Source organism: Enterobacter sp. BNK-18, assembly GCF_047456135.1.
In the GTDB taxonomy this organism is placed as follows: domain Bacteria; phylum Pseudomonadota; class Gammaproteobacteria; order Enterobacterales; family Enterobacteriaceae; genus Enterobacter; species Enterobacter ludwigii.
Genome location: NZ_CP179899.1, coordinates 2,390,016 through 2,411,662 on the forward strand (window position 1 = coordinate 2,390,016; position 21,647 = coordinate 2,411,662).

Annotated in this window: 19 protein-coding genes; 3 read left to right on the plus strand and 16 right to left on the minus strand. The window is 57.8% G+C overall.

Annotation, left to right across the window (positions count from 1 at the left end):
- Nucleotides 1-10 precede the first annotated feature (10 nt).
- Complete coding sequence (locus ACMGG3_RS11500; protein WP_414149188.1) at nt 11-1,525, plus strand: tripartite tricarboxylate transporter permease; 1,515 nt, start codon at nt 11-13, stop codon at nt 1,523-1,525.
- Here the strand turns inward: ACMGG3_RS11500 and menE are convergent, their stop codons facing one another.
- From menE to ACMGG3_RS11540, 8 genes are all read right to left on the minus strand, one after another.
- A complete protein-coding gene (menE, locus tag ACMGG3_RS11505; RefSeq protein ID WP_414149189.1) occupies nt 1,526-2,887 on the minus strand; it encodes an o-succinylbenzoate--CoA ligase in 1,362 nt (453 codons plus the stop codon).
- On the minus strand, nt 2,884-3,849 hold the full coding sequence (gene menC, locus ACMGG3_RS11510; protein WP_414149190.1) for an o-succinylbenzoate synthase: 966 nt from the start codon (nt 3,847-3,849) through the stop codon (nt 2,884-2,886). Before menC ends, menE begins: the two co-directional genes overlap by 4 nt.
- On the minus strand, nt 3,849-4,706 hold the full coding sequence (gene menB / locus ACMGG3_RS11515) for a 1,4-dihydroxy-2-naphthoyl-CoA synthase (protein WP_014170982.1): 858 nt from the start codon (nt 4,704-4,706) through the stop codon (nt 3,849-3,851). The genes menC and menB overlap by 1 nt, the downstream gene beginning before the upstream one ends.
- The gene (menH, locus tag ACMGG3_RS11520) at nt 4,703-5,479 is read right to left on the minus strand and encodes a 2-succinyl-6-hydroxy-2,4-cyclohexadiene-1-carboxylate synthase (RefSeq protein ID WP_073396186.1); all 777 of its coding nucleotides are present in this window, start codon (nt 5,477-5,479) and stop codon (nt 4,703-4,705) included. Before menH ends, menB begins: the two co-directional genes overlap by 4 nt.
- The gene (gene menD, locus ACMGG3_RS11525; RefSeq protein ID WP_414149191.1) at nt 5,476-7,146 is read right to left on the minus strand and encodes a 2-succinyl-5-enolpyruvyl-6-hydroxy-3-cyclohexene-1-carboxylic-acid synthase; all 1,671 of its coding nucleotides are present in this window, start codon (nt 7,144-7,146) and stop codon (nt 5,476-5,478) included. The genes menH and menD overlap by 4 nt, the downstream gene beginning before the upstream one ends.
- 88 nt (nt 7,147-7,234) lie before the next feature.
- The gene (gene menF / locus ACMGG3_RS11530; protein ID WP_414149192.1) at nt 7,235-8,530 is read right to left on the minus strand and encodes an isochorismate synthase MenF; all 1,296 of its coding nucleotides are present in this window, start codon (nt 8,528-8,530) and stop codon (nt 7,235-7,237) included.
- A gap of 95 nt (nt 8,531-8,625) precedes the next feature.
- Nucleotides 8,626-8,931, minus strand: a complete 306-nt coding sequence (gene elaB / locus ACMGG3_RS11535; RefSeq protein ID WP_020883147.1) for a stress response protein ElaB — start codon at nt 8,929-8,931, stop codon at nt 8,626-8,628.
- Between the two features lie 53 nt (nt 8,932-8,984).
- The gene (locus ACMGG3_RS11540; protein WP_014170987.1) at nt 8,985-9,446 is read right to left on the minus strand and encodes a GNAT family N-acetyltransferase; all 462 of its coding nucleotides are present in this window, start codon (nt 9,444-9,446) and stop codon (nt 8,985-8,987) included.
- Nucleotides 9,447-9,516: 70 nt separating this feature from the next.
- On the opposite strand from ACMGG3_RS11540, the gene rnz reads away from it, so the two are divergent.
- Both rnz and ACMGG3_RS11550 read left to right on the plus strand, forming a co-directional pair.
- On the plus strand, nt 9,517-10,434 hold the full coding sequence (gene rnz, locus ACMGG3_RS11545; RefSeq protein ID WP_414149193.1) for a ribonuclease Z: 918 nt from the start codon (nt 9,517-9,519) through the stop codon (nt 10,432-10,434).
- 64 nt (nt 10,435-10,498) lie between these two features.
- A complete protein-coding gene (locus ACMGG3_RS11550; RefSeq protein WP_014170989.1) occupies nt 10,499-11,503 on the plus strand; it encodes a chemotaxis protein in 1,005 nt (334 codons plus the stop codon).
- Between the two features lie 102 nt (nt 11,504-11,605).
- On the opposite strand, the gene nuoN is transcribed toward ACMGG3_RS11550, so the two are convergent.
- The 8 genes from nuoN to nuoG all read right to left on the minus strand — a co-directional run bounded on the left by nuoN (nt 11,606) and on the right by nuoG (nt 21,634).
- The gene (gene nuoN, locus ACMGG3_RS11555) at nt 11,606-13,063 is read right to left on the minus strand and encodes an NADH-quinone oxidoreductase subunit NuoN (protein ID WP_014170990.1); all 1,458 of its coding nucleotides are present in this window, start codon (nt 13,061-13,063) and stop codon (nt 11,606-11,608) included.
- A 6-nt stretch (nt 13,064-13,069) separates the two neighbouring features.
- Nucleotides 13,070-14,599: an NADH-quinone oxidoreductase subunit M gene (gene nuoM, locus ACMGG3_RS11560; protein ID WP_014170991.1), complete on the minus strand. Its 1,530-nt coding sequence runs from the start codon at nt 14,597-14,599 to the stop codon at nt 13,070-13,072.
- Between the two features lie 76 nt (nt 14,600-14,675).
- Nucleotides 14,676-16,517, minus strand: coding sequence for an NADH-quinone oxidoreductase subunit L (gene nuoL, locus ACMGG3_RS11565; protein ID WP_014170992.1), 1,842 nt, complete (start codon nt 16,515-16,517; stop codon nt 14,676-14,678).
- Nucleotides 16,514-16,816 carry an NADH-quinone oxidoreductase subunit NuoK gene (gene nuoK / locus ACMGG3_RS11570; protein WP_003861496.1) on the minus strand — a complete coding sequence of 101 codons (303 nt, stop codon included), beginning with the start codon at nt 16,814-16,816 and terminating at the stop codon, nt 16,514-16,516. Before nuoK ends, nuoL begins: the two co-directional genes overlap by 4 nt.
- A complete protein-coding gene (gene nuoJ / locus ACMGG3_RS11575) occupies nt 16,813-17,367 on the minus strand; it encodes an NADH-quinone oxidoreductase subunit J (RefSeq protein ID WP_014170993.1) in 555 nt (184 codons plus the stop codon). The genes nuoK and nuoJ overlap by 4 nt, the downstream gene beginning before the upstream one ends.
- 10 nt (nt 17,368-17,377) lie before the next feature.
- Nucleotides 17,378-17,920 carry an NADH-quinone oxidoreductase subunit NuoI gene (gene nuoI / locus ACMGG3_RS11580; protein ID WP_003861491.1) on the minus strand — a complete coding sequence of 181 codons (543 nt, stop codon included), beginning with the start codon at nt 17,918-17,920 and terminating at the stop codon, nt 17,378-17,380.
- Nucleotides 17,921-17,933: 13 nt separating this feature from the next.
- A complete protein-coding gene (gene nuoH, locus ACMGG3_RS11585) occupies nt 17,934-18,911 on the minus strand; it encodes an NADH-quinone oxidoreductase subunit NuoH (protein ID WP_014170994.1) in 978 nt (325 codons plus the stop codon).
- The gene (gene nuoG / locus ACMGG3_RS11590) at nt 18,908-21,634 is read right to left on the minus strand and encodes an NADH-quinone oxidoreductase subunit NuoG (protein ID WP_020883144.1); all 2,727 of its coding nucleotides are present in this window, start codon (nt 21,632-21,634) and stop codon (nt 18,908-18,910) included. Before nuoG ends, nuoH begins: the two co-directional genes overlap by 4 nt.
- Between the last annotated feature and the right edge of the window lie 13 nt (nt 21,635-21,647).

The window sequence follows — 21,647 nt, forward strand, 5'->3', positions numbered from 1 at the left end:
GGAGCACGCTATGGATACCTGGATTTATCTCTCGCAGGGGTTCGCCGTGGCGATGACCCCCGAAAACCTGGTGATAGCCCTGATCGGCTGCTTTGTCGGGACCATTGTGGGTCTGCTGCCCGGCCTTGGGCCGATTAACGGCGTTGCCATTTTACTCCCGCTGGCGTTTGCCCTGCATCTGCCTGCGGAATCGGCGCTGATCCTGCTGGCGACGGTGTATATCGGCTGTGAATATGGCGGGCGAATTTCATCCATCCTGCTGAACGTGCCCGGCGATGCGGCGGCCATTATGACCGCGCTGGATGGCTACCCGATGGCACGGCAGGGTCGCGGAGGCGTGGCGCTGTCCATCTCCGCGGTCAGTTCGTTTTGTGGTTCGCTGATTGCCATCGGCGGTATCATTCTGTTTGCCCCAGCGCTGGCCCAGTGGTCGCTGGCGTTTGGTCCGGCAGAGTATTTTGCGCTGATGGTCTTTGCCATCGCCTGTCTCGGCAGCATGATGGCGCAGAATCCGCTGAAATCGTTTTTGTCCGCGCTGATTGGCTTAGGGTTAGCCACCGTCGGCGTGGATGCCAACACCGGGGTTTATCGCTTTACCTTTGACAGCGTGCACCTTTCCGACGGCGTGCAGTTTATCGTGGTCGTGATTGGCCTGTTCTCGGTCTCTGAAATTTTATTGATGCTGGAACATACCAGCAGCGGACAGACGCTGGTGCGTAAAACGGGCCGCATGCTTTTCAGTGCCAAAGAGGGCGCAAAGTGTATCGGCGCGACGCTGCGTTCGTCGGTGATTGGCTTCTTCGTCGGCATTCTGCCGGGGGCCGGGGCTACCATCGCCAGCGCCATCACTTACATGACCGAGAAAAAGCTCAGCGGCAACAGTGACAGCTTCGGCAAGGGCGACATTCGCGGGGTAGCGGCACCAGAGGCTGCGAATAACGCCTCGGCCTGCGGTTCGTTTATCCCGATGCTGACCCTTGGCGTACCGGGCTCGGGCACCACGGCGGTGATGATGGGCGCGCTGACGCTCTATAACATTACGCCTGGACCGGCCATGTTTACCGAGCAGCCGGATATTGTCTGGGGGCTGATTGCAGCGCTGCTGATCGCCAACGTGATGCTGCTGGTCATGAACATTCCGCTGATTGGTCTGTTCACCCGGATGCTGACAATTCCCCTGTGGTTCCTGGTCCCGGCTATCGCGGCCGTCTCTGCGGTGGGGGTGTATGCGGTACACAGCACCACTTTCGATCTGGTGCTGATGGTGCTGCTTGGCGTACTGGGCTACATCCTGCGTAAGATGCACTTCCCGATGTCACCGCTGATTTTAGGCTTTGTGCTGGGAGAGATGCTGGAGCAGAACCTGCGCCGCGCCTTGTCCATCAGCAACGGCAATATGTCTATTCTGTGGGACAGCAGCGTGACGAAGGTGCTGTTAGCGATGGCCATTCTGGTGATTGTGGTTCCGCCGGTATTGCGTCTGCTGCGTCGCCGCCAGCGCAAACCGGCACCGGATATCGGTTGATTATCCTTTCAACAGACGGGTGACCCACTGTTTTAATGCCTGGCGGGAGATCTTAATCCCGCCATTTTTGAGCTCTGCCGGCAGCATCAGCCAGTGCACCGGCTGCTCAAAGCGCGCTAGTTTACCCCGTACCCACGCCGGGAAGCCGGTGATATCGGTTCCCGGTTCACACTCCACCACCGCCACCGGACGCTGACCGAACTCGGCGTCATCGAGTGGGACGATAAACGCCTGGTTTATCTGCGGATGGCGGGCAATAACCCGCTCAAGGCTTTCCGGCTGGATCCCTTCGCCCCCGCTGAAAAAGAGGTTGTCCATTCGGCCAAGGATCGTCAGGCGCCCGTCATGCCATTCCCCGCGATCGCGGGTGGCAAACCAGCCCTGAGCATTGGTCAGCGGAATCAATGCACCGTCCCGCCAGTAACCTGCGGCCATACTTTGCGCTTTGATCCACACTTCACCGTCAACCACCCGCACCTCTCTGCCCGGCAGCGCAGCGCCGACGTCCGGTTCACCGTCCGCCTCTTTGGCACAAACCGTTGAGGCAAACTCCGTCAGACCGTAGCCACAGAAAGTGCGGATTCCCCGCTGGCTCGCCTGCTGAGTCAGGTCAATGGGGATCGCGGCCCCGCCAAGCAGTACGGCTTTTAGCGCGACAGGCTGGCGTGCATTAAGCAGACGCCAGAGCTGCGTCGGTACCAGTGAGGCATGCGTACAGCCCTGCAGGGCCTGCGCCAGCGGCTGCTTCTCGCGGACGGTTAAGCGCGCGCCAGCCTGCAGCCAGCGCCACAAAATCCCCTGCCCGGAGACATGAAACAGCGGCAGGGAGAGCAGCCAGTCGTCTTCATCGTCGTAGGGCATCAGCGAAAGCACGCCGCGCGCACTGGCAAGATGGGCGGCACAGGTATGGACCGCCGCCTTGGGTAAACCGGTTGAACCGGATGTCAGCGTCATGGAAGCCAGCCGCGATGGTTGCCACGCCACGCGACACCCGCCCGGCGCCTCGCGCATACTGAGCGCGACCAGCCCGTCGTAGACGCCGTCCAGCACCAGGGCAAAGCGCAGCGTCATCTGCGGGAGCAACACGTCCAGCAGCGGATGCGGCAGCTGCGGGTTAACGGGAAGAATACGTGCCCCGCACTGAAGCAATGCCAGCCACGCCATCAGGGTTTGCGGGTGATTATGCGCCAGCAGCAGTACGCCGTCGCCCTCCTGCACACCCTGCAGCTGAAAGCCCGCGGCCAGTCTGTCGATGCGCGCACACAGCTGTTGCCAGCTGAGCGTCTCATCGTTCAGCCTCAGGGCCGGTTTATCAGCATACTTCGCGCACCAGTGTCGCCACGGCCAGTCGGTAAAACTCATAGCAACGGCTCCAGCCCCTCAACGTCAAGGAGCGGCAGCGTGCTGTCTGGCCACGGACGGATAAACTGATTTTGCATCAGGTTCAGCGTATCGAGACCGGGGACAGTGTCTGGCGTTAACCAGGCGGCAATGCGCGCCAGTTGGGTCAGCCCCAGGCTGGACTCAATCGAAGAGCTAATGACCGCCGTCAGCCCGGCGGCATGGGCCGCCGCGACCTGCTCGCGTACCTTAGCAAGGCTGCCGGTCAAGGTCGGTTTAATGACCACCGCGCGGACACCCGGTTCGGCGACAAACGCAAAGCCGTCTTCACGCAGGCTTTCATCCCACGCGATGGCAATGCCGGTTTCACGGGCAAACGCCCGGGAATCGTCGCGGGTTTTACACGGCTCTTCCAGAAACGCGATGCGACTGCGGTACGCCGGGTTTACGTACTTCGCGAACTGCTGCGCCTTCAGCGGCGTCCAGGCGCGGTTAGCATCCAGACGCAGATGCAGGTCGGGCAATGCTTCCAGTAAGAGGTTAGCGACCATTCCATCGCGCACCGCTTCATAGAGACCGACTTTGATTTTCGCCACTTTCTCGCCCGGCATGGCGGCGAGCAACGCAAACAGTTCATCCGGATCGCCCGTACAGAGCGGTGCCGCGCGGTAATTAGCCTCTGCAGGCAAGCTACCGTCCAGCTCTGCCAGCGCGCAGCTAATACCAAAAGCCGCGGAAGGAACCTCCGGCAACGCCGGGTTCGCGCCCTCACGCCACTCACTGGCCCACGCCAGCAATACCGCCTGCGCGTCCTCCAGCGATTCAAGGCTAAAGCCCGGCAGCGGCGAAATCTCGCCCCAGCCTTCCTGCTCGCCCTGCTGCAGATGCACCAGCATGCCATCACGGGTTTTTAACCGCCGTCCACGCAGCACCACGCCCGCGTCCATCGGTATCTGCCAGCGGTAAACCTGCGCGCGACGCATTACGGATTCCGTTTATATTTGCTGAAGTCAGGCTGGCGTTTTTCGTTAAAGGCGTTGCGACCTTCCTGCCCTTCTTCGGTCATGTAGAACAGCATGGTGGCGTTACCTGCCAGCTCCTGCAGACCTGCCTGACCGTCACAGTCGGCATTCAGGGCCGCTTTCAGGCAGCGCAGCGCCATTGGGCTGTTTTGCAGCATTTCACGACACCAGCGCACGGTCTCTTTCTCGAGGTCGGCAATTGGCACCACGGTGTTCACCAGGCCCATATCCAGCGCTTCCTGAGCAGTGTACTGACGGCACAGGAACCAGATTTCGCGGGCTTTTTTCTGACCGACAATGCGAGCCATGTAGGAAGCCCCCCAGCCACCATCGAACGAACCCACTTTCGGGCCCGTCTGGCCAAAGATGGCGTTCTCTGCGGCAATGGTCAGGTCACACATCATGTGAAGCACATGGCCGCCGCCGATGGAGTAGCCTGCCACCATCGCCACCACCGGTTTTGGACAAGTGCGGATCTGGCGCTGGAAATCGAGCACGTTCAGGTGGTGAACGCCAGAGTCATCCTGGTATCCGCCGTAATCGCCGCGCACTTTCTGATCGCCACCGGCACAGAAGGCTTTTTCACCTTCGCCGGTCAGGACGATAACACCGATGTTGTCGTCATAGCGCGCGTCTGCCAGCGCCTGAATCATCTCTTTGACGGTCAGCGGACGGAACGCGTTACGCACCTGCGGGCGGTTGATGGTGATTTTGGCAATGCCGTCTGCGGATTTGTGGTAACGAATGTCGGAGTAACCTTCGGAGCAGTCTTGCCATTCAACCGGCGCATAGAGCATGTGTTCATCAGGATAGATCATAGAGAGTCCTTTATTCGAAGACGCAGTATCTGAGCCAGACTCGCAGCAACCGCAGCGGGGTTTTCCCGGTGGGCGTTGTGTCCGGCATGGGGAATCGCATGGCGTACGGCGTGCAGTTCAGCCGCAAGGGCTTTGAACTTCTCATCACGTTCACCATATAAATAATCAAAAGCGACGTTGCAGGCGCTCAGTGCCGGACGCAAATCAGGCTGCACGGCCAGCGAGGTGGCCTCGAGCATCATCGCCAGATTCGCGCCATTGTTCTGGCTACGCAGGCGAATAAGCGCCTGCCGCTGAACGTCCGTCAGGGAAGCAAATACGGGTTGTCGGTACCAGTCGGTGAAAACCACGTCGAGCGATTCGGTGCGAAAGCGCCGCGCCCAGCGGCGATCGGATGCCAGCCGCGCACTCCGCTCACCGGCATCCTGTAGCCCGGGATGGCCGCCTTCCACAATAATGCCCTTCAGCCCCTCTGGCTGCTGGCAGGCATGGAACATCGCAATGCGGCCGCCGAGGGAGTAACCCACCAGCCAGAAATTCAGTATGTTGTAACTAAGCAGGGTTCGGGTCAGCAAATCGCTCATCTCCTCGAACCCGGTTACGCCAGTATTGCCGGAATCACCGTGCCCCGGCAGGTCGAGATACAGCTGCGGGTAATCGCTCAGCGCCGCCCCGACCGTCTGCCACTCGCGGCAATCCCCGGAAAAACCGTGCAAAAACACCAGCCAGGGATAACCTGGCTTTCCAGCCTGCTGCACGCCCGCGAGGATCACAGGTGGCTTACCTGGGCCAGCAGGCTTTGCAGTTTCTGCGCGCCGTCAGCATCGTTCACCACCAGCTCGATCAGCGTTGCACCGGGCTGTCGCCAGGCGCTGCTCAGGGCCGCATCAAGCGCTTCCCAGCTTTCCGGGCGATGGTATTTCAGGCTGAACATTGCCGCGGCGTGTTCAAACTGCACGTTCTGCGGCATCAGATAGAAACGCTCACGTTCGCTCTGCGGGGTGGGCAGCAGGGAGAAAATCTGTCCACCGTTGTTGTTAACCACAATCAGCACAAACGGTGCCGAAACCTGACGCAGCAGCGCCAGGGCATTGAGGTCGTACAGCGCGGAGAGATCGCCGACGATTGCCAGCGTAGACTTCGCGCTGGCACGCTGTACGCCCGCCGCCGTGGAGATCAACCCGTCAATGCCGCTGGCCCCCCGGTTACTGTAGACCGGGTAACCGGCTGGCAGTTTTGAAAAGGCATCTATCAGGCGAACCACCAGACTGTTGCCGACAAACAGCTGCCCCTGCTCGGGCAGATACTGACGAATACGGTGTGCCAGCCCGGCCTCACTGAACGTTTCGCAGCTCGCCTGGGTTAACGCCCAGGCCTGTTCCGAAAGCGCCGGGATCGCAACGGCCCAGGGCTTGCGTTTTTCAGCTGGATGGAGCGCAAGCCAGGCATCAATCTCACTGACCAGACGACGACCACGATGGTGCGCCGGGTCGAGCCGCCCTTCCAGCGAGTCCACCAGCCAGTACTCTTCTGGATCACAGGTAGCCTGCCACTGCAGTAACCGTTTGCCGGTCAGGCTTGAGCCGAGCTGGATAATAATCTGCGCCTGCGCAAGCTCGGTGACCGCCTTCGCATTCCCCAGCCAGAGATCGGCACACGGCAGCGGCTGACCGGTCTGGGAAAGTACGTCGCCAATCAGCGGCCAGCCAAGGGTTTGCGCCCATTCCGCAACCAGCTTGCCTTGCGCGGCGCTCATGCGCCCGGCAACCACCACGCCACGTTTCTGCCGCCAGAAGAACCAGTCACGTTGTCTGGCGCTTTCAGGATGCGGTTGTGCACGCAGCCACGGCTTTTCACTTTGCCACCACTCACCCAGGGTGCGCTGCCATTCAAGACCGGTGTCATCCATTTCGCCATACAGCGGTTCGGCAAACGGACAGTTAATATGCAGCGCCCCGCTGCGCAGTGTCCCGATGGCATGATCGATTGTCGAGACCAGCCAGCTTGCCGGAATATCCTGAGTAGGACGCGGTAACGCGATTGCCTGTGAAGGATGCGAGGCAAAGATGCCCGGCTGACGAATGGCCTGGTTGGCGCCACAGTCGATAAGCTCGGGGGGACGATCCGCGGTCAGCAGGATCAGTTTCTCCCCGGTTAATCCGGCTTCGATCAGCGCCGGATAGAGGTTTGCCACCGCGGTACCGGAGGTCACAATCACCGCCACAGGCTCGTTGCTGACTTTCGCCAGCCCCAGCGCCAGATGGCCAAGCCCGCGTTCATCAAAATGAGTGTGGTGAATAAATGCCCGGTTTTCAGCGGCCGCCAGCGTCAGCGGGGTTGAACGAGAACCCGGTGCAATACACACGTGCCTGACGCCATGGCGAGTCAGGGCTTCAAGGATCACCGCCGCCCAGCGTCGGTTAAAAGAACTTACTGACATGAGATTGTCCGGTATCAAGAATGCGACACAGTATAAATAATAGAAAAAATTGGAATTTTGATATGAATCGGGATTGCGCGAATCAGTATTAATCCCTTAGGAGCAGAGAGCGCAGCCCGGCCGCTTTGTTTTCTATCTCCTGCCACTCCTGCTCCGGGTCAGAGCCGCTGACAATTCCCGCCCCGGCGTACAGCCGCAGGGCGTCTTCGTAAACACGGGCAGAACGCAACGCCACGCAGAACTCGCTTTGTTCAGGGGATAAATACCCGGCAGAACCGGCGTACCACTCGCGGTCGAACGGCTCGTTGTGGTGGATAAAGTCGCGCGCCGCCTGACGCGGCAGACCGGCGACGGCCGCCGTGGGCTGCAGAACATGCAGGCATTGTGCATCGTCAGCGTGTTTGAGCTCGGTCCAGATACAGCGACGCAGATGCTGTACTTTACGCAGCCGTACAACCTGGGCGGGCAGCACCTCCAGCGTCTGGGTATGGTGCTGGAGCCGCTGGCAAATATCTTCCACCACCAGCATATTTTCACGCTGATTTTTGTCGTCGTTCATCAGCCAGTCGCCCAGCCGTTCGGCCTGTTTATCATCGGTATGGCTGGCGACGGTGCCTGCCAGCGCTTCCGTGCGCAGCAGCTTGCCGCGTCTGCGCCACAGGCGCTCGGGGGTCGAGCCGAGAAACGCATTGCTGGCATCGAACACCATGCAGAAATGGTAGCAGTTCAGGTTCAGGGCGCGGCTGGCAGCCATCAGTGCGACAGGGTTAACAGAGTGCTTAAACTGCAGGTCGGTTGCCCGGGCGAGCACCACCTTTTCAAAATAACCGCGTGCGATGGTCTGGGTTGCCTTGCGGATAAGGCGCAGCCATTCGGGTTGTTCCGGATGATGCTTTTCCTGCACAACCTCAACGGACAGCGGACGAATGGGTCTCGCCTCACCGAGCTGCTGGAGAAAATCCAGCGCGGCGCGGGCATCATCGTGAAGTGAACTGTCGCTCCACAGCTGCAGGCGTAACGTGGCCTGTCCGGCGGTACGTCGCCACAGCAGACGCGGTAAAAACAGACTGCCCTGCTCGGGATTAAACGCATTCAGGCCGCAGATACGCGTGTCGCGGGCCGCATCATGCGCCTGCAAAAACTGTGAGGCAAATGCCAGAGAGGAGAAATGTGCGACGGCACCAAGCGCAGCAAGTTCTTCATCACCGTTACGCTGTTGCCAGTAAAACTGAGGATAGCAATGCTGAACACCCAGCCAGGCCAGGGGATCGAAGGCGTCGTTTAACGGGAAAGAGACGTCGAAGTGATGTAAACCGGGTGCAGCGGGTAACGCTTGCGTAAGCTGGCTACGCAGATGCTCCAGCGCGGTGGAAATCGAATTCACGCGAACCTCTCCCTGTTAAAACCGCATATTATACGGGGTACTGACCATAAATAGCAGTACCCACGTATAGGGAGTGGTTAACCGTATAAGGAACGTTAACGGCGGGCTAAAAGCAGCCCCAGCACCAGTCCGACAGCTGCCCCTACCCCGATGCCTTGCCATGGTTTTTCATGGACGTAATCATCGGCACGGTATACCGCCTTTTTCGCGCGGTAGTAGTAATTGTCCGAAGCATGGCTGACGCGATTTTTAACATCATCCAGCGCTTTTTCGGCACGGGCTTTCAGCTCAATATATTTCTGATCGGCAGGGTCGCCCGACGAACGTAACACCTCTTCCAGCGTTTCGCTCAGCAAGGCCAGGTCGTCATCGATACGGGTATCCCAGGATTGAAATGACATATTTTTCTCCATGTTAGTACACCAGTCCGCTAACTATAGCCAACGACTCGCCATTACGCCTGTTTCGCTTCCCGCGCCATGCCGATGTGTGGAATACCGTCCTCATCGTACACGTCCGTCACGGGGGTAAACCCAAAATGCCCATAGAACGGTTGCAGGTGCGCCTGCGCGCCCAGATATAACGCCTTGTCCGGCCACTGTTTTTGGCACGCTTCCAGCGTTTTTTCCATCAGCTGATAGCCCAGTTTTTCACCACGCGCGTTGCCGCTGATAATCACGCGACCAATCACGACAGGCTCAAAATCGTCTTCGCTTTTCAGAATCCTCGCATACGCCACCAGCGCGTTGTCCCGCCAGCCAAGAATATGGCGATTCTCGCCAATAAGATCATCGCCATCGATATCCTGATACGGGCAGGTTTGTTCAACAACAAACACTTCGCAACGCAGTTTAAGCAGCGCGTAAAGTGACGTTACCGTGAGCTCACTATGGTGTAAATCTTGCCACTGGATCATGTCAGTCTCCTTCCTGGGTTCATCACGTTATACTAAACCCCTCCCCGTTCGGCAAAGGGCTGATTACGTTATGGAACTGATTTTTCTCGGTACGTCCGCTGGAGTGCCAACCCGATCACGAAATGTGACCGCGATTCTGCTGGATTTGCAGCACCCGACGCGGGGTGGATTATGGCTTTTTGACTGCGGTGAAGGGACGCAGCATCAGCTGTTACATACCTCGTATCATCCCGGCAAACTGGATAACATTTTCATTACCCATCTGCATGGCGACCATCTGTTTGGCCTGCCTGGCCTGCTGTGCAGCCGCTCAATGGCGGGCAATGCCAACCCGCTGACGATTTACGGGCCTGCGGGTATCCGGGAATTTGTCGACACCACGCTGCGCCTGAGCGGCTCATGGACAGATTATCCCCTGGAGGTGGTGGAGATAACCGCCGGTCTGGTCCTGGATGACGGTGTTTATCGGGTGACAGCCCAACCCCTTAGCCATCCGGTGGAGTGCTATGGTTATCGCATTGAGGAGCAGGATAAACCCGGCGCGCTCAATGCGTCGGCGTTACTGGCCGACGGAATAAAACCCGGGCCGCTGTTCCAGCGCCTGAAGCAGGGCGAAACCGTGACGCTGGAAGACGGGCGCGTCATCAACGGGCAGGATTACCTCGCCGCCCCACAGCCCGGGAAAAAACTGGCGATTTTTGGCGACACAGCCCCGTGCCCGGCGGCGTTGCTGCTGGCGCAGGGTGTGGATCTCATGGTGCATGAAGCCACCCTCGAGGCGGCGATGGAAGAGAAAGCCAACAGCCGGGGCCATAGCTCTACGCACCAGGCGGCGCAGCTTGCGTGTGACGCGGGCGTCGGGAAACTGATCGTCACCCATGTCAGCTCGCGCTACGATGCCCGGGGCTGTGAACGCCTGCTGGCAGAGTGCCGTGAACGGTTCCAGGAATGTGAGCTGGCCGAAGATTTCGCTAAGGTCAGCGTTTAGTCCTTCATTTTTCTCTCAGAGTGCCGATAACGATTAAAAGGTCAGCATTTCTCTCGAGGGTAGAATGGATAATTTCCAGAAAGATATTGATGACAGGGCGAATCTCACCCTGTCGAACCGTTTTGAACTGTTGCTGTTCCGTCTTGGCACCTCTCTGAACGCAAATAAATCCGAGCTGTTTGGCATTAACGTCTTTAAGCTGCGTGAAATTGTGCCGATGCCAGAGTTCACGAAACCCGCCGGGATGAAATCACCGCTGATGGGCATGGTGAATATTCGCGATCAGGTTATCCCGGTAATCGACCTGGCTGCCGTGGCGGGCTGTAAGCCAACCACCGGGCTGAACATCCTGCTGATCACGGAATATGCCCGCAGCGTGCAGGCTTTTGCGGTGGAATCCGTTGAGAACATCATGCGTCTTGACTGGAAGCAGGTGCACGCGGCGGAAACTGCCGTCAGCGGGCGGTACATCACCAGTATCGCTTGTCTGGATGAGAAGACCGATACCAATGAGCTGGCGATGGTGCTCGACGTTGAGCAGATCCTGTATGACATCACCCCGGCCAACCACGACCTGCATGCCACGGATCTGAAGACCACGAAATTCCACATCAAGCCCGGTGCCGTCGCGATTGTCGCCGAAGACTCTAAAGTGGCACGCTCGATGCTGGAAAAAGGTCTGCAGGCGATGGAGATCCCGGCGCAGCTGCATATCACCGGCAAAGACGCGTGGGAGAAAATTAGCGTGCTGGCGGCACAGGCTCAAGCTGAAGGTGTGCCGATTACCGATAAGATTGCACTGGTGCTGACCGACCTGGAAATGCCGGAGATGGACGGCTTTACTCTGACGCGTAAAATCAAAACCGACCCGCTGTTGAAAGATATTCCGGTGGTGATCCACTCTTCCCTCTCCGGCAATGCTAACGAAGATCATATTCGCAAGGTGAAAGCCGACGGTTACGTGGCAAAGTTTGAACTCAATGAACTGTCGTCAGTCATTGAAGAAGTTCTGGATCGGTCAATGAAGAAGATTGACGGTCCGCTGATTAGCCGTAAACAGCTGGCTTAACTTTCAGCAGGCTCACGCCTTCCCGACAGAGCAAGGGCGCAAGCCAACAAAAAACCCGCCGAGGCGGGTTTTTTTATTCACTGCGGTCAAACAGCAACGTGATTACATCAGCGGCATCGCGTGCTGCACGATGGTGATCAGCGGCTGTGGATAGATACCGAAGATCAGTACCAGCAGCGCGGAGATCAGTACCACGATACCACCGGCGCTGTACTGCCAGTTACGCGGCGCATCGCGGTTCAGCTGCTGAGGTGCACTCAGATACAGACTCACGGCCACACGCAGGTAGTAGTAGAGACCGATTGCAGAGCCGATAACCACGCCCGCCGTCAGCCACCACAGGTGTGCCTGCACACCCACTGCCAGCACGTAGAACTTACCGATAAAGCCCAGCGTCATCGGAATACCCGCCAGAGAGAGCATCATCACGGTCATAACGGCGGACAGAATCGGACGGTGCCAGAACAGACCACGGTAGGAGAACAGGGAATCTGCATCCGGACCACGGTACGGGCTGGACATCAGACTCACCACGCCGAACGCGCCGAGGCTGCTGAACAGGTAACCGGCCAGATAAACACCGACGGTCTCCATCGACATCTCACCGCTCTGCAGCGCAATCAGTGCCACCATCAGGTAGCCCAGATGGGAGATAGATGAGTAGCCCAGCAGACGTTTAATATTGGTCTGGCTCAGCGCCATCAGATTACCGAAGATGATGGAAGCAAACGCGATGATGCCCAGCACCACGCGAACCGCTTCGCTGTCACCCACCGGCGCATACAGGAACAGACGCATCACCACCCCGAAGATAGCGATTTTGCTCGCCGTCGCCAGGAAGGTTGAGACAGGAGCAGGCGCGCCCTGGTAGACGTCTGGCGTCCACAGGTGGAACGGAACCAGAGAGAGCTTAAAGCCAAGGCCAACAATCATCATGCCCAGACCCGCCAGCAGCAGCGGTTCGTGCAGCATACCGTCGCCGAGGCTCTTGCCGAGCGCCATGAAAGAGAGATTACCGGACTGTGCGTACAGCAGCGCGATACCAAACAGCAGGAAAGACGACGCGGCAGCAGACAGAATGGTGTACTTGATGCTCGCTTCCAGAGAACGTTTCTGACGGAAGGCGTAACCAATCAGACCGAACAGCGGCAGAGAGATAAGCTCAATACCGAGGAACAGCGCAGCCAGATGGTTCGCATTCGCCAGCAGAATACCGCCCAGCGCGGCAATCAGTACCAGCAGGTAAAACTCTTCTTTGTTGTCGTTGTAGCCTTCCAGCCATGGGTACGCAAACGTACAGGTTGCCAGACTCGCCAGCAGAACCAGACCCGAGTACAGCATGGCATAGCCGTCAACGCGCATCAGCGGAGTGACGTCCATCGCCCCGCCCTGGCCAACAAACCAGAGAGAGACTAATGCGGCGTTCAGACCGATGACCGACAGCGTGGCATTCAGGAAGTGATTGCGTCGCCACGCAATGGAGAGCATCACAACCACCACCGTCAATCCGACGATCAGCAGCGGTAGCAGCGCGATCAGTTGTTGTGGAGTTATTGTCATGGCGAATTACGGCCTTGTAGTAGAAGCAGAATTAACAAACCACTGCTGGATATTCCCCATCGCGGAGTGCGAGGTATCCAGAATTGGCTGCGGGAAGAAGCCCAACAGCACCAGCAGTACGACCAGCAGCAGGATGATGAACAGCTCACGCAGCGACATCCCCGGCAGTTCTTTTGCAGCAATTTCGCTCTTCGCTTTACCGAAGTAAGCGCGGTGCAGCATCGCCAGCGAGTAAACGGAAGCGAACACCAGACCAAAGGTGGAGATCACGGTAATGACCGGCACCACTTTGAAGCTGCCGAACAGAATCATAAATTCGCCGACGAAGTTACCGGTGCCTGGCATACCCAGCGTGGCCACCGCGAAGAACATAGAGAGCGCTGGCAGCCATTTAATTTTGCTCCACAGACCGCCCATCATACGCATGTCACGGGTGTGAAGACGTTCGTACAGCTGACCACACAGGATGAAGAGACCGGCTGCGGACAGACCGTGCGCAATCATCTGGATAACCGCACCCTGGTAAGCCAGCTGGCTGCCGGTGTAGATGGCAATCAGTACAAAGCCCATGTGGGAAACGGAGGTGTACGCAATCAGACGTTTAATGTCGTACTGCGTGAAGGCCATCCAGGCACCGTAGAAGATACCGATCACACCAAGCCACATCGCAATTGGCGCGAACTCAGCGGACGCATTCGGGAACAGCGGCAGAGCGAAACGCAGCAGACCGTAGGCCGCGGTTTTCAGCAAGATCCCCGCCAGGTCAACGGAACCCGCCGTTGGCGCCTGTGAGTGCGCGTCTGGCAGCCAGCCGTGCAGGGGAACCACCGGCATTTTCACCGCGAAGGCAATGAAGAAGCCCAGCATCAGCAGGTATTCAACACCGTGAGACATCGGGGTCTTCAGCAGGTCTTCATAGTTGAAGGTCCAGATACCGGTCGCCGTATGGTGAACAAACACCAGCGCCAGAATCGCAATCAACATCACCAGACCGCTCGCCTGGGTATAGATGAAGAACTTGGTTGCCGCCGTGATACGCGTTTTACCGTCGGACGCCTTATGGCCCCACAGCGCGATCAGGAAGTACATCGGCACCAGCATCATCTCCCAGAAGAAGAAGAACAGGAACATGTCGATGGCAAGGAACACGCCGATAACGCCGCCCAGGATCCACATCAGGTTCAGGTGGAAGAAGCCCTGGTATTTTTCAATTTCTCGCCAGGAGCACAGTACCGCCAGAACGCCGAGCAGACCCGTCAGCACCACCATCAGCAGCGACAGACCGTCGATAGCCAGGTGAATGGTTATCCCAAAACGCGGGATCCACGGCAGAATAAATTCAGACTGCCACTGCGGAATCCCCGCAGACTGCGTCAGAGAGTAGCCACCCTGCAACCACAGTTGCAGACCAAGCGCGAGCGTCAATCCCATGGTGATCAGCGCGATCCAGCGCGGCATCTTCACGCCAAAGCGTTCAGTCTGCCAGCACAGGAAGCCGCCGATGAAGGGAATTAATATTAGCCAGGGTAGTAACATGGCGATTTACATTCCTTTTTAAGGCCCCCAGCAGGAGCCTGATTTTCAACGAATTCGAATAAAATTCACTTAACGATCAACGCAACACCATCAGCAGCGCCAGCACGACAACCGCACCGATGCTCATGGACGCCACATACCAGCGCAGGTAACCGTTCTCGCTGAACAGCAGGCCTTTACCTGCAAAGCGGGAAAGGATCGCCGGGATATTCATCAGGGAGTTCAGCGGATCGCGTTTCAGCAGCCACGCAATGCCCAGGAACGGCTTGACGAAGATCATGTCGTACAGCCAGTCGAAGCCCCACGCGTTGTACCACCAGGTCCCCAGCAGGCGGCCTGGCGCACTGTTGGCAACGGCAGTCACCAGCGTACGTTTGCCCAGCCACAGCCATGCTGCGATCAGGATGCCCGCGATAGCGACCACACCCGAGGTGATTTCAAGCGTCAGAACGCGACCGTGCTCAAGCTCGGTGGTGTCCGGCAGTACGCCCTGCAGCGGTGGCACAATCAGTGCGCCAACGAAGGTGGAGAGTACCAGCAGCACAATCAGCGGCAGGTGATGAGTAATCCCCTTCCCTGCGTGAGCGTGAATTTGTTCTTTACCGTGGAATACGATGAAAATCATACGGAAGGTATACAGGGAGGTCATGAACGCACCGACCAGACCCGCAACCATCAGATTGATATGACCATTCGCCATGGCACCGGCAAGGATTTCGTCCTTACTGAAGAAGCCCGCGGTAATCAGCGGCAGTGCCGCCAGCGCCGCGCCGCCCACCAGGAAGCAGACATAAACCAGCGGAATGGACTTACGCAGTCCGCCCATCTTGAAGATGTTCTGCTCGTGGTGGCAGGCCAGAATCACGGAACCGGATGAGAGGAACAGCAGCGCTTTAAAGAACGCGTGCGTCATCAGGTGGAAAATGGCTGCGTCCCATGCCTGAACACCCAGTGCCAGGAACATATAACCAATCTGGCTCATGGTGGAGTACGCGAGAACGCGTTTGATGTCGGTTTGAACCAGCGCGGCAAAGCCTGCCAGCACCAGCGTTACCGCACCAACGATACCCACCAGATGCAGAATTTCCGGCGTCATCAGGAACAGACCATGCGTACGCGCAATCAGGTAGACCCCAGCGGTAACCATGGTTGCGGCGTGGATCAGCGCGGAGACAGGCGTTGGACCTGCCATCGCGTCGGCCAGCCATGTCTGCAACGGCAGCTGCGCGGATTTACCCACGGCACCACCCAGCAGCATCAGCGTTGCCCACCACAGCATGTCATTGCCGGCAGCGAAGTGCGCTGGCGCCAGTTCCACCATTTCGCGGAAATTCAGCGTGCCCAGTTCGTTGTAGAGAATGAACAGCGCGAAGGCGAGGAAGACGTCACCCACACGGGTCACGACAAACGCTTTCATGGCCGCTGCGCCATTCTTCGGATCGGTATAGTAGAAGCCGATCAGCAGATAAGAGCAGAGACCCACGCCTTCCCAGCCGAGATACATCAACAGCAGGTTATCGGCCAGCACCAGAACAACCATGCTCGCGATAAACAGGTTGGTGTAGGCGAAGAAGCGGGAGTAACCCTCTTCACCGCGCATATACCAGGAGGCAAACATGTGGATCAGGAAGCCCACGCCGGTTACCACGGAGAGCATGGTCAGAGAGAGACCATCCAGCACCAGGTTGAAACCGATGTTGAAATCACCGACCGACATCCAGGTCCACAGCGGAACGCTGAAGGCCTGACGCCCGTTATTAAAGAAGTCGATACCCGCATACGCTGTCACCAGCGCAGCCAGACCCACAGAGCCCATGCCGACGGTGGCGGACAGATTCTCAGACCAGCGGCCACGAGAAAACGCCAGCAGCACGAAGCCAATCAGCGGAAAAATAATGGTTAAGGCAAGCATGTTCATCCACGCAACTCACTTACTGAATCGATGTTCAGGTTCTGGCGGCGACGATGGAGCTGCAGTAACAGCGCCAGGCCAATACTCGCTTCGGCAGCCGCGAGGCTGATGGCGAGAATGTACATCACCTGACCATCGGTCTGGCCCCAGTAGCTTCCGGCGACCACGAAGGCCAGCGCGGAGGCGTTAATCATGATTTCCAGACCGATCAGCATAAACAGCAGATTGCGGCGGATAACCAGACCGGTTAAGCCCAGAACGAATAAAATCGCAGCGAGGATCAGTCCATGTGTTAAGGGGATCATGCGCGTTCCTCCGTTTTTCTTTTCGCGCGGTCGTCAGTGCGGTTGCTCAGCAACTCACCAGCACGCTCTTCGCGGCCAACGTGGAAGGCAACAACCAGGCCCGCCAGCAGCAGCATAGAGGCCAGTTCAACCGCCAGGACGTATGGGCCAAACAGCGTAATACCCACCTCTTTAGCGCCGATTGGCGTGCCGTCGATGCCCTGATCATTCACACCCAGAATGGCGTAAACAATGACCACCAGCATGATCGCCGACAGGATCGCCGGGCCAATCCAGACCTGCGGTTTTAACCACTGACGTTCCTGCTCAATTTCAGAGCCGCCCAGGTTCAGCATCATCACCACGAAGACGAACAGCACCATGATGGCCCCGGCGTAGACGATGATCTCCAGCGCACCAGCAAAGTGCGCGCCCAGCGCAAAGAACACCCCGGAAATAGCCAGCAGCGAGATAATTAAGTACAGCAGCGCATGCACCGGATTGGTGTGCGTAATCACTCGCAGCGTAGCCAGGATGGCGATAAGGCCACAGATATAAAAAGCGAATTCCATTGCCCTCTCCTTACGGTAACAGGCTCTTGACGTCGATAGGCTTAGCTTCGTTCTCTGCTTCGCCCTTATCTTTGCCGTCGATTGCCATACCCGCCATCCGGTAGAAGTTATATTCCGGGTATTTGCCCGGACCGGAAATCAGCAGATCCTCTTTCTCGTACACCAGGTCCTGACGCTTATACTCACCCAGTTCGAAGTCCGGGGTCAGCTGAATCGCCGTGGTTGGGCACGCTTCTTCACACAGACCGCAGAAAATGCAGCGTGAGAAGTTGATGCGGAAGAACTCAGGATACCAGCGGCCATCTACCGTCTCTGCTTTCTGCAGAGAGATACAGCCCACCGGACACGCTACCGCACACAGGTTACAGGCAACGCAGCGCTCTGAACCGTCCGGATCGCGCGTCAGCACGATACGGCCACGGTAGCGCGGCGGCAGATATACCGGCTCTTCCGGGTACATCCGGGTTTCGCGTTTGGCAAACGCGTGCAGGCCGATCATCCAGATACTGCGTACCTGAGTGCCGAAACCTACCAATAATTCTTTTAAGGTCATGGTCTATAGCCCCTTATGGCTGCTGCCAGAGAATGACAGCCGCCGTTACCAGCAAGTTGATGAGCGTCAGCGGCAGGCACACTTTCCAGCCGAAGGACATTACCTGGTCATAACGCGGACGCGGTAACGCTGCGCGAATCAAAATGAACATCATCATGAAGAACGCGGTTTTCAGCGCGAACCAGATGAACGGCGGTAAGAACGGGCCATGCCAGCCACCAAAGAACAGCGTTACCATCAACGCGGAAATGGTGACAATACCGATGTACTCGCCCACGAAGAACAGACCGAATTTCATACCGGAATATTCGATGTGGTAACCGTCGGCCAGTTCCTGTTCGGCTTCTGGCTGGTCAAACGGGTGACGGTGACACACCGCCACGCCCGCGATAGCAAAGGTAATAAAACCAAAGAACTGCGGGATAACGTTCCAGATGTCAGCCTGGTTGTTGACGATGTCGGTCATGTTGAATGAACCGGCTTGCGCCACCACACCCATCAGGGAAAGCCCCAGGAATACTTCGTAGCTCAGCGTCTGCGCAGAAGCACGCATCGCACCCAGCAGGGAGTATTTGTTGTTACTGGACCAGCCCGCGAACAGCACCGCATACACGGCGAGGCCTGCCATCATCAGGAAGAACAGAATGCCGATGTTCAGGTCAGCCACTACCCAGGTCGGGCTGACAGGAACAATCGCGAACGCCAGCAGCAGCGAGGTAAAGGCGATCATCGGTGCCAGAGTAAAGATCACGCGGTCCGAGAAGCGCGGGATCCAGTCCTCTTTAAAGAACATCTTGATCATGTCCGCTACCAGCTGGAGTGAACCACCCCAGCCCACGCGGTTCGGTCCGTAACGGTTCTGGAACAGACCGAGCAGACGACGTTCACCAAAGCTCATGAACGCGCCGCAGGTGACGACCACCAGCAGGATAACTATCGCTTTCAGAATGCTCAGCAGGATGTCGATAAGATCCGGCGTTAACCAACTCATGCTTTTGCCTCCTGCAGATTATCAAGACGCGCACCCGCCAGTACCGGCGCGATGCCAGGCATACCCATCGGCAGACCCACCTGCCCTGCTGTCAGACTTTCAGATATAATCAGCGGCAAGCTGATTGTCTGGCCATCATAGCTAAAGGCGATGTTCGCACCCGCGTTAACGCCAAGCTTCGCGGCATCTGCCGGGTTAAGCTTGATGTACGGCTGCGGCATGCGGCTCTGGAATACCGGAGAACGCTGGGACAATTCGTCACTGCCGAACAGATGGTAGTACGGCGCAATACGCCAGTTCCCTTCCTGCGCCTGGAAGCTCGCCGGCACGGTGGTGAAGAAGTCCAGACCGGTGTCGGAAGCTTCAATCAGACGCACGCCCGGGTCACCGTGGCGCAGAGAACCGCCCACTTCAGCCTGGAATTTGTTCCATGCCTGCGGGGAGTTCCAGCCTGGTGCCCATGCGAACGGAACCTGAGAGCGCGGTGCAGACGGCTGGTTGTTCCCTTCCATTGAGAAGGCAAACATCGTGTCTTTATCCTGCGGCTGACGAGGTTCGTGAACGCTGATGTTGGCTCGCATCGCGGTACGACCGCTGTAACGGTGCGGTTCACGCGCCAGTTTCTGGCCACGAATACGGAAGCTTGCGTCAGGAGCCGCATCTTTGATGCCAGCCAGCTGAGGCAGTTTTTCCACGACCGCGTCGATAACATGGTCGAGCTGCGTCCAGTCCACTTCACGGCTCTGAACGGTGCTGTGCAGAGAGTGCAGCCAGCGCCAGCTTTCCAGCATTATGGTGTTGCTGTCGTAGTACGCCGGGTCATACACCTGGAAGAAACGCTGTGCGCGGCCTTCGTTGTTGATAACCGTACCGTCGCTTTCCGCGAAGCTTGCCGCAGAGAGCACCAGGTGCGCTTTGTCCATGATCGCGGTGCGCTGATGGTCAATAACCATCACCAGCGGCGCTTTGGAGAGCGCTGCGTCAACGCGTGCGGCAGAAGCATGGCGATGCAGGTCGTTTTCCAGCACCACAACGGCGTCAGCGGCACCGGATTCCAGTTCGCTTAATGCAGCTTCCAGAGAGCCACCGCCAATCATTCCCAGACCGATGCTGTTCACCGCACGGGCAATCATGGTCACGCCAACGTCTGCACCACGGCCTTTCAGCGCTTTAGCCACGTTCGCGGCAGCCTGAATGATCTCCGCGCTACCGGCGTTAGTCCCGGAAACAATCAGGGGTTTCTTCGCACCCGCCAGGGCCTGAACAATCACATCAACCTTGTTCTGCAGGTCGCGATCGAGACCTTCAACGGCCGGAGAATTGCTGTCCAGCGCATGAGCAATCGCAAAGCCAAGACGGGCCTGGTCTTCAACCGGCGCGCAGTAGGTCCACGCCGCGATATCGTCCAGACGCGTGCTGTCTACGTTGGTCACAAACAGAGGATGCTTCGCACGCTGACCGATGTTGAGGATTGCCGCAATCTGCCAGTCAGCCACTTTCTGAGCCGCCGCCATTTCACGAGCTTTACCTTTGACCGCCTGACGAACCGCCAGGGCAGCGCGAGCGCCGGTCTGCGTCAAATCTTCACCCAGCACCAGAACCGCATCATAAGATTCAATTTCACGCAGCGCTGGGGTATGAATACCGCCTTCACGCAGCACTTTCAGTACCAGCTGCAGACGTTCCTGCTCGCCCTGAGCGATACCGGTGTAGAAGTTTTCCGCCCCAACCAGCTCACGCAGCGCGAAGTTACTTTCGATGCTGGCGCGCGGGGAGCCGATACCGATCACTTTCTTCGACTGGCGCAGAATATCTGCCGCGCCCTGCATCGCCTGTTCAGCGTTCAGGGTGATGAAGTCATCACCACGGCGTTGAACGGGCTGACGTGGACGGTCTTTCAGGTTCACGTAGCCGTAGCCGAAACGACCGCGGTCGCACAGGAAGTAATGGTTAACGGTACCGTTATAACGGTTTTCAATACGACGCAGTTCGCCATAGCGCTCACCCGGGCTGGTGTTACAGCCCAGCGAACACTGCTGGCAGATGCTTGGTGCAAACTGCATGTCCCACTTACGGTTGTAACGCTCGGAGTGGGTTTTATCGGTGAAGACGCCGGTTGGACAAATCTCGACCAGGTTACCGGAGAATTCGCTTTCCAGCGTACCGTCTTCCGGACGACCGAAGTAGACGTTGTCATGCGCGCCATACACGCCCAGATCTTGTCCGTCTGCGTAATCTTTGTAGTAACGCACGCAGCGGTAGCAGGCGATGCAGCGGTTCATTTCGTGAGAGATGAACGGCCCCAGATCCTGGTTGCGGTGGGTACGTTTGGTAAAGCGATAGCGACGGAAGCTGTGACCGGTCATTACGGTCATATCCTGAAGGTGGCAGTTACCGCCCTCTTCACAGACCGGGCAATCGTGCGGGTGGTTGGTCATCAACCATTCCACAACGCTTTCACGGAACTGTTTGGCTTCTTCGTCATCAATCGAAATAAAAGTGCCTTCGGTGGCTGGCGTCATACAGGACATCACCAGGCGACCACGCGTGTCTTCCGCGTTTTGATATTGCTTCACCGCACACTGGCGGCAAGCACCGACGCTGCCCAGCGCCGGATGCCAGCAAAAATACGGAATATCAAGGCCGAGCGACAGACAAGCTTCCAGCAAGTTGTCCGCCCCGTTGACCTCATACTCTTTGCCGTCTACATGAATCGTAGCCATTAGCATGCTTCCA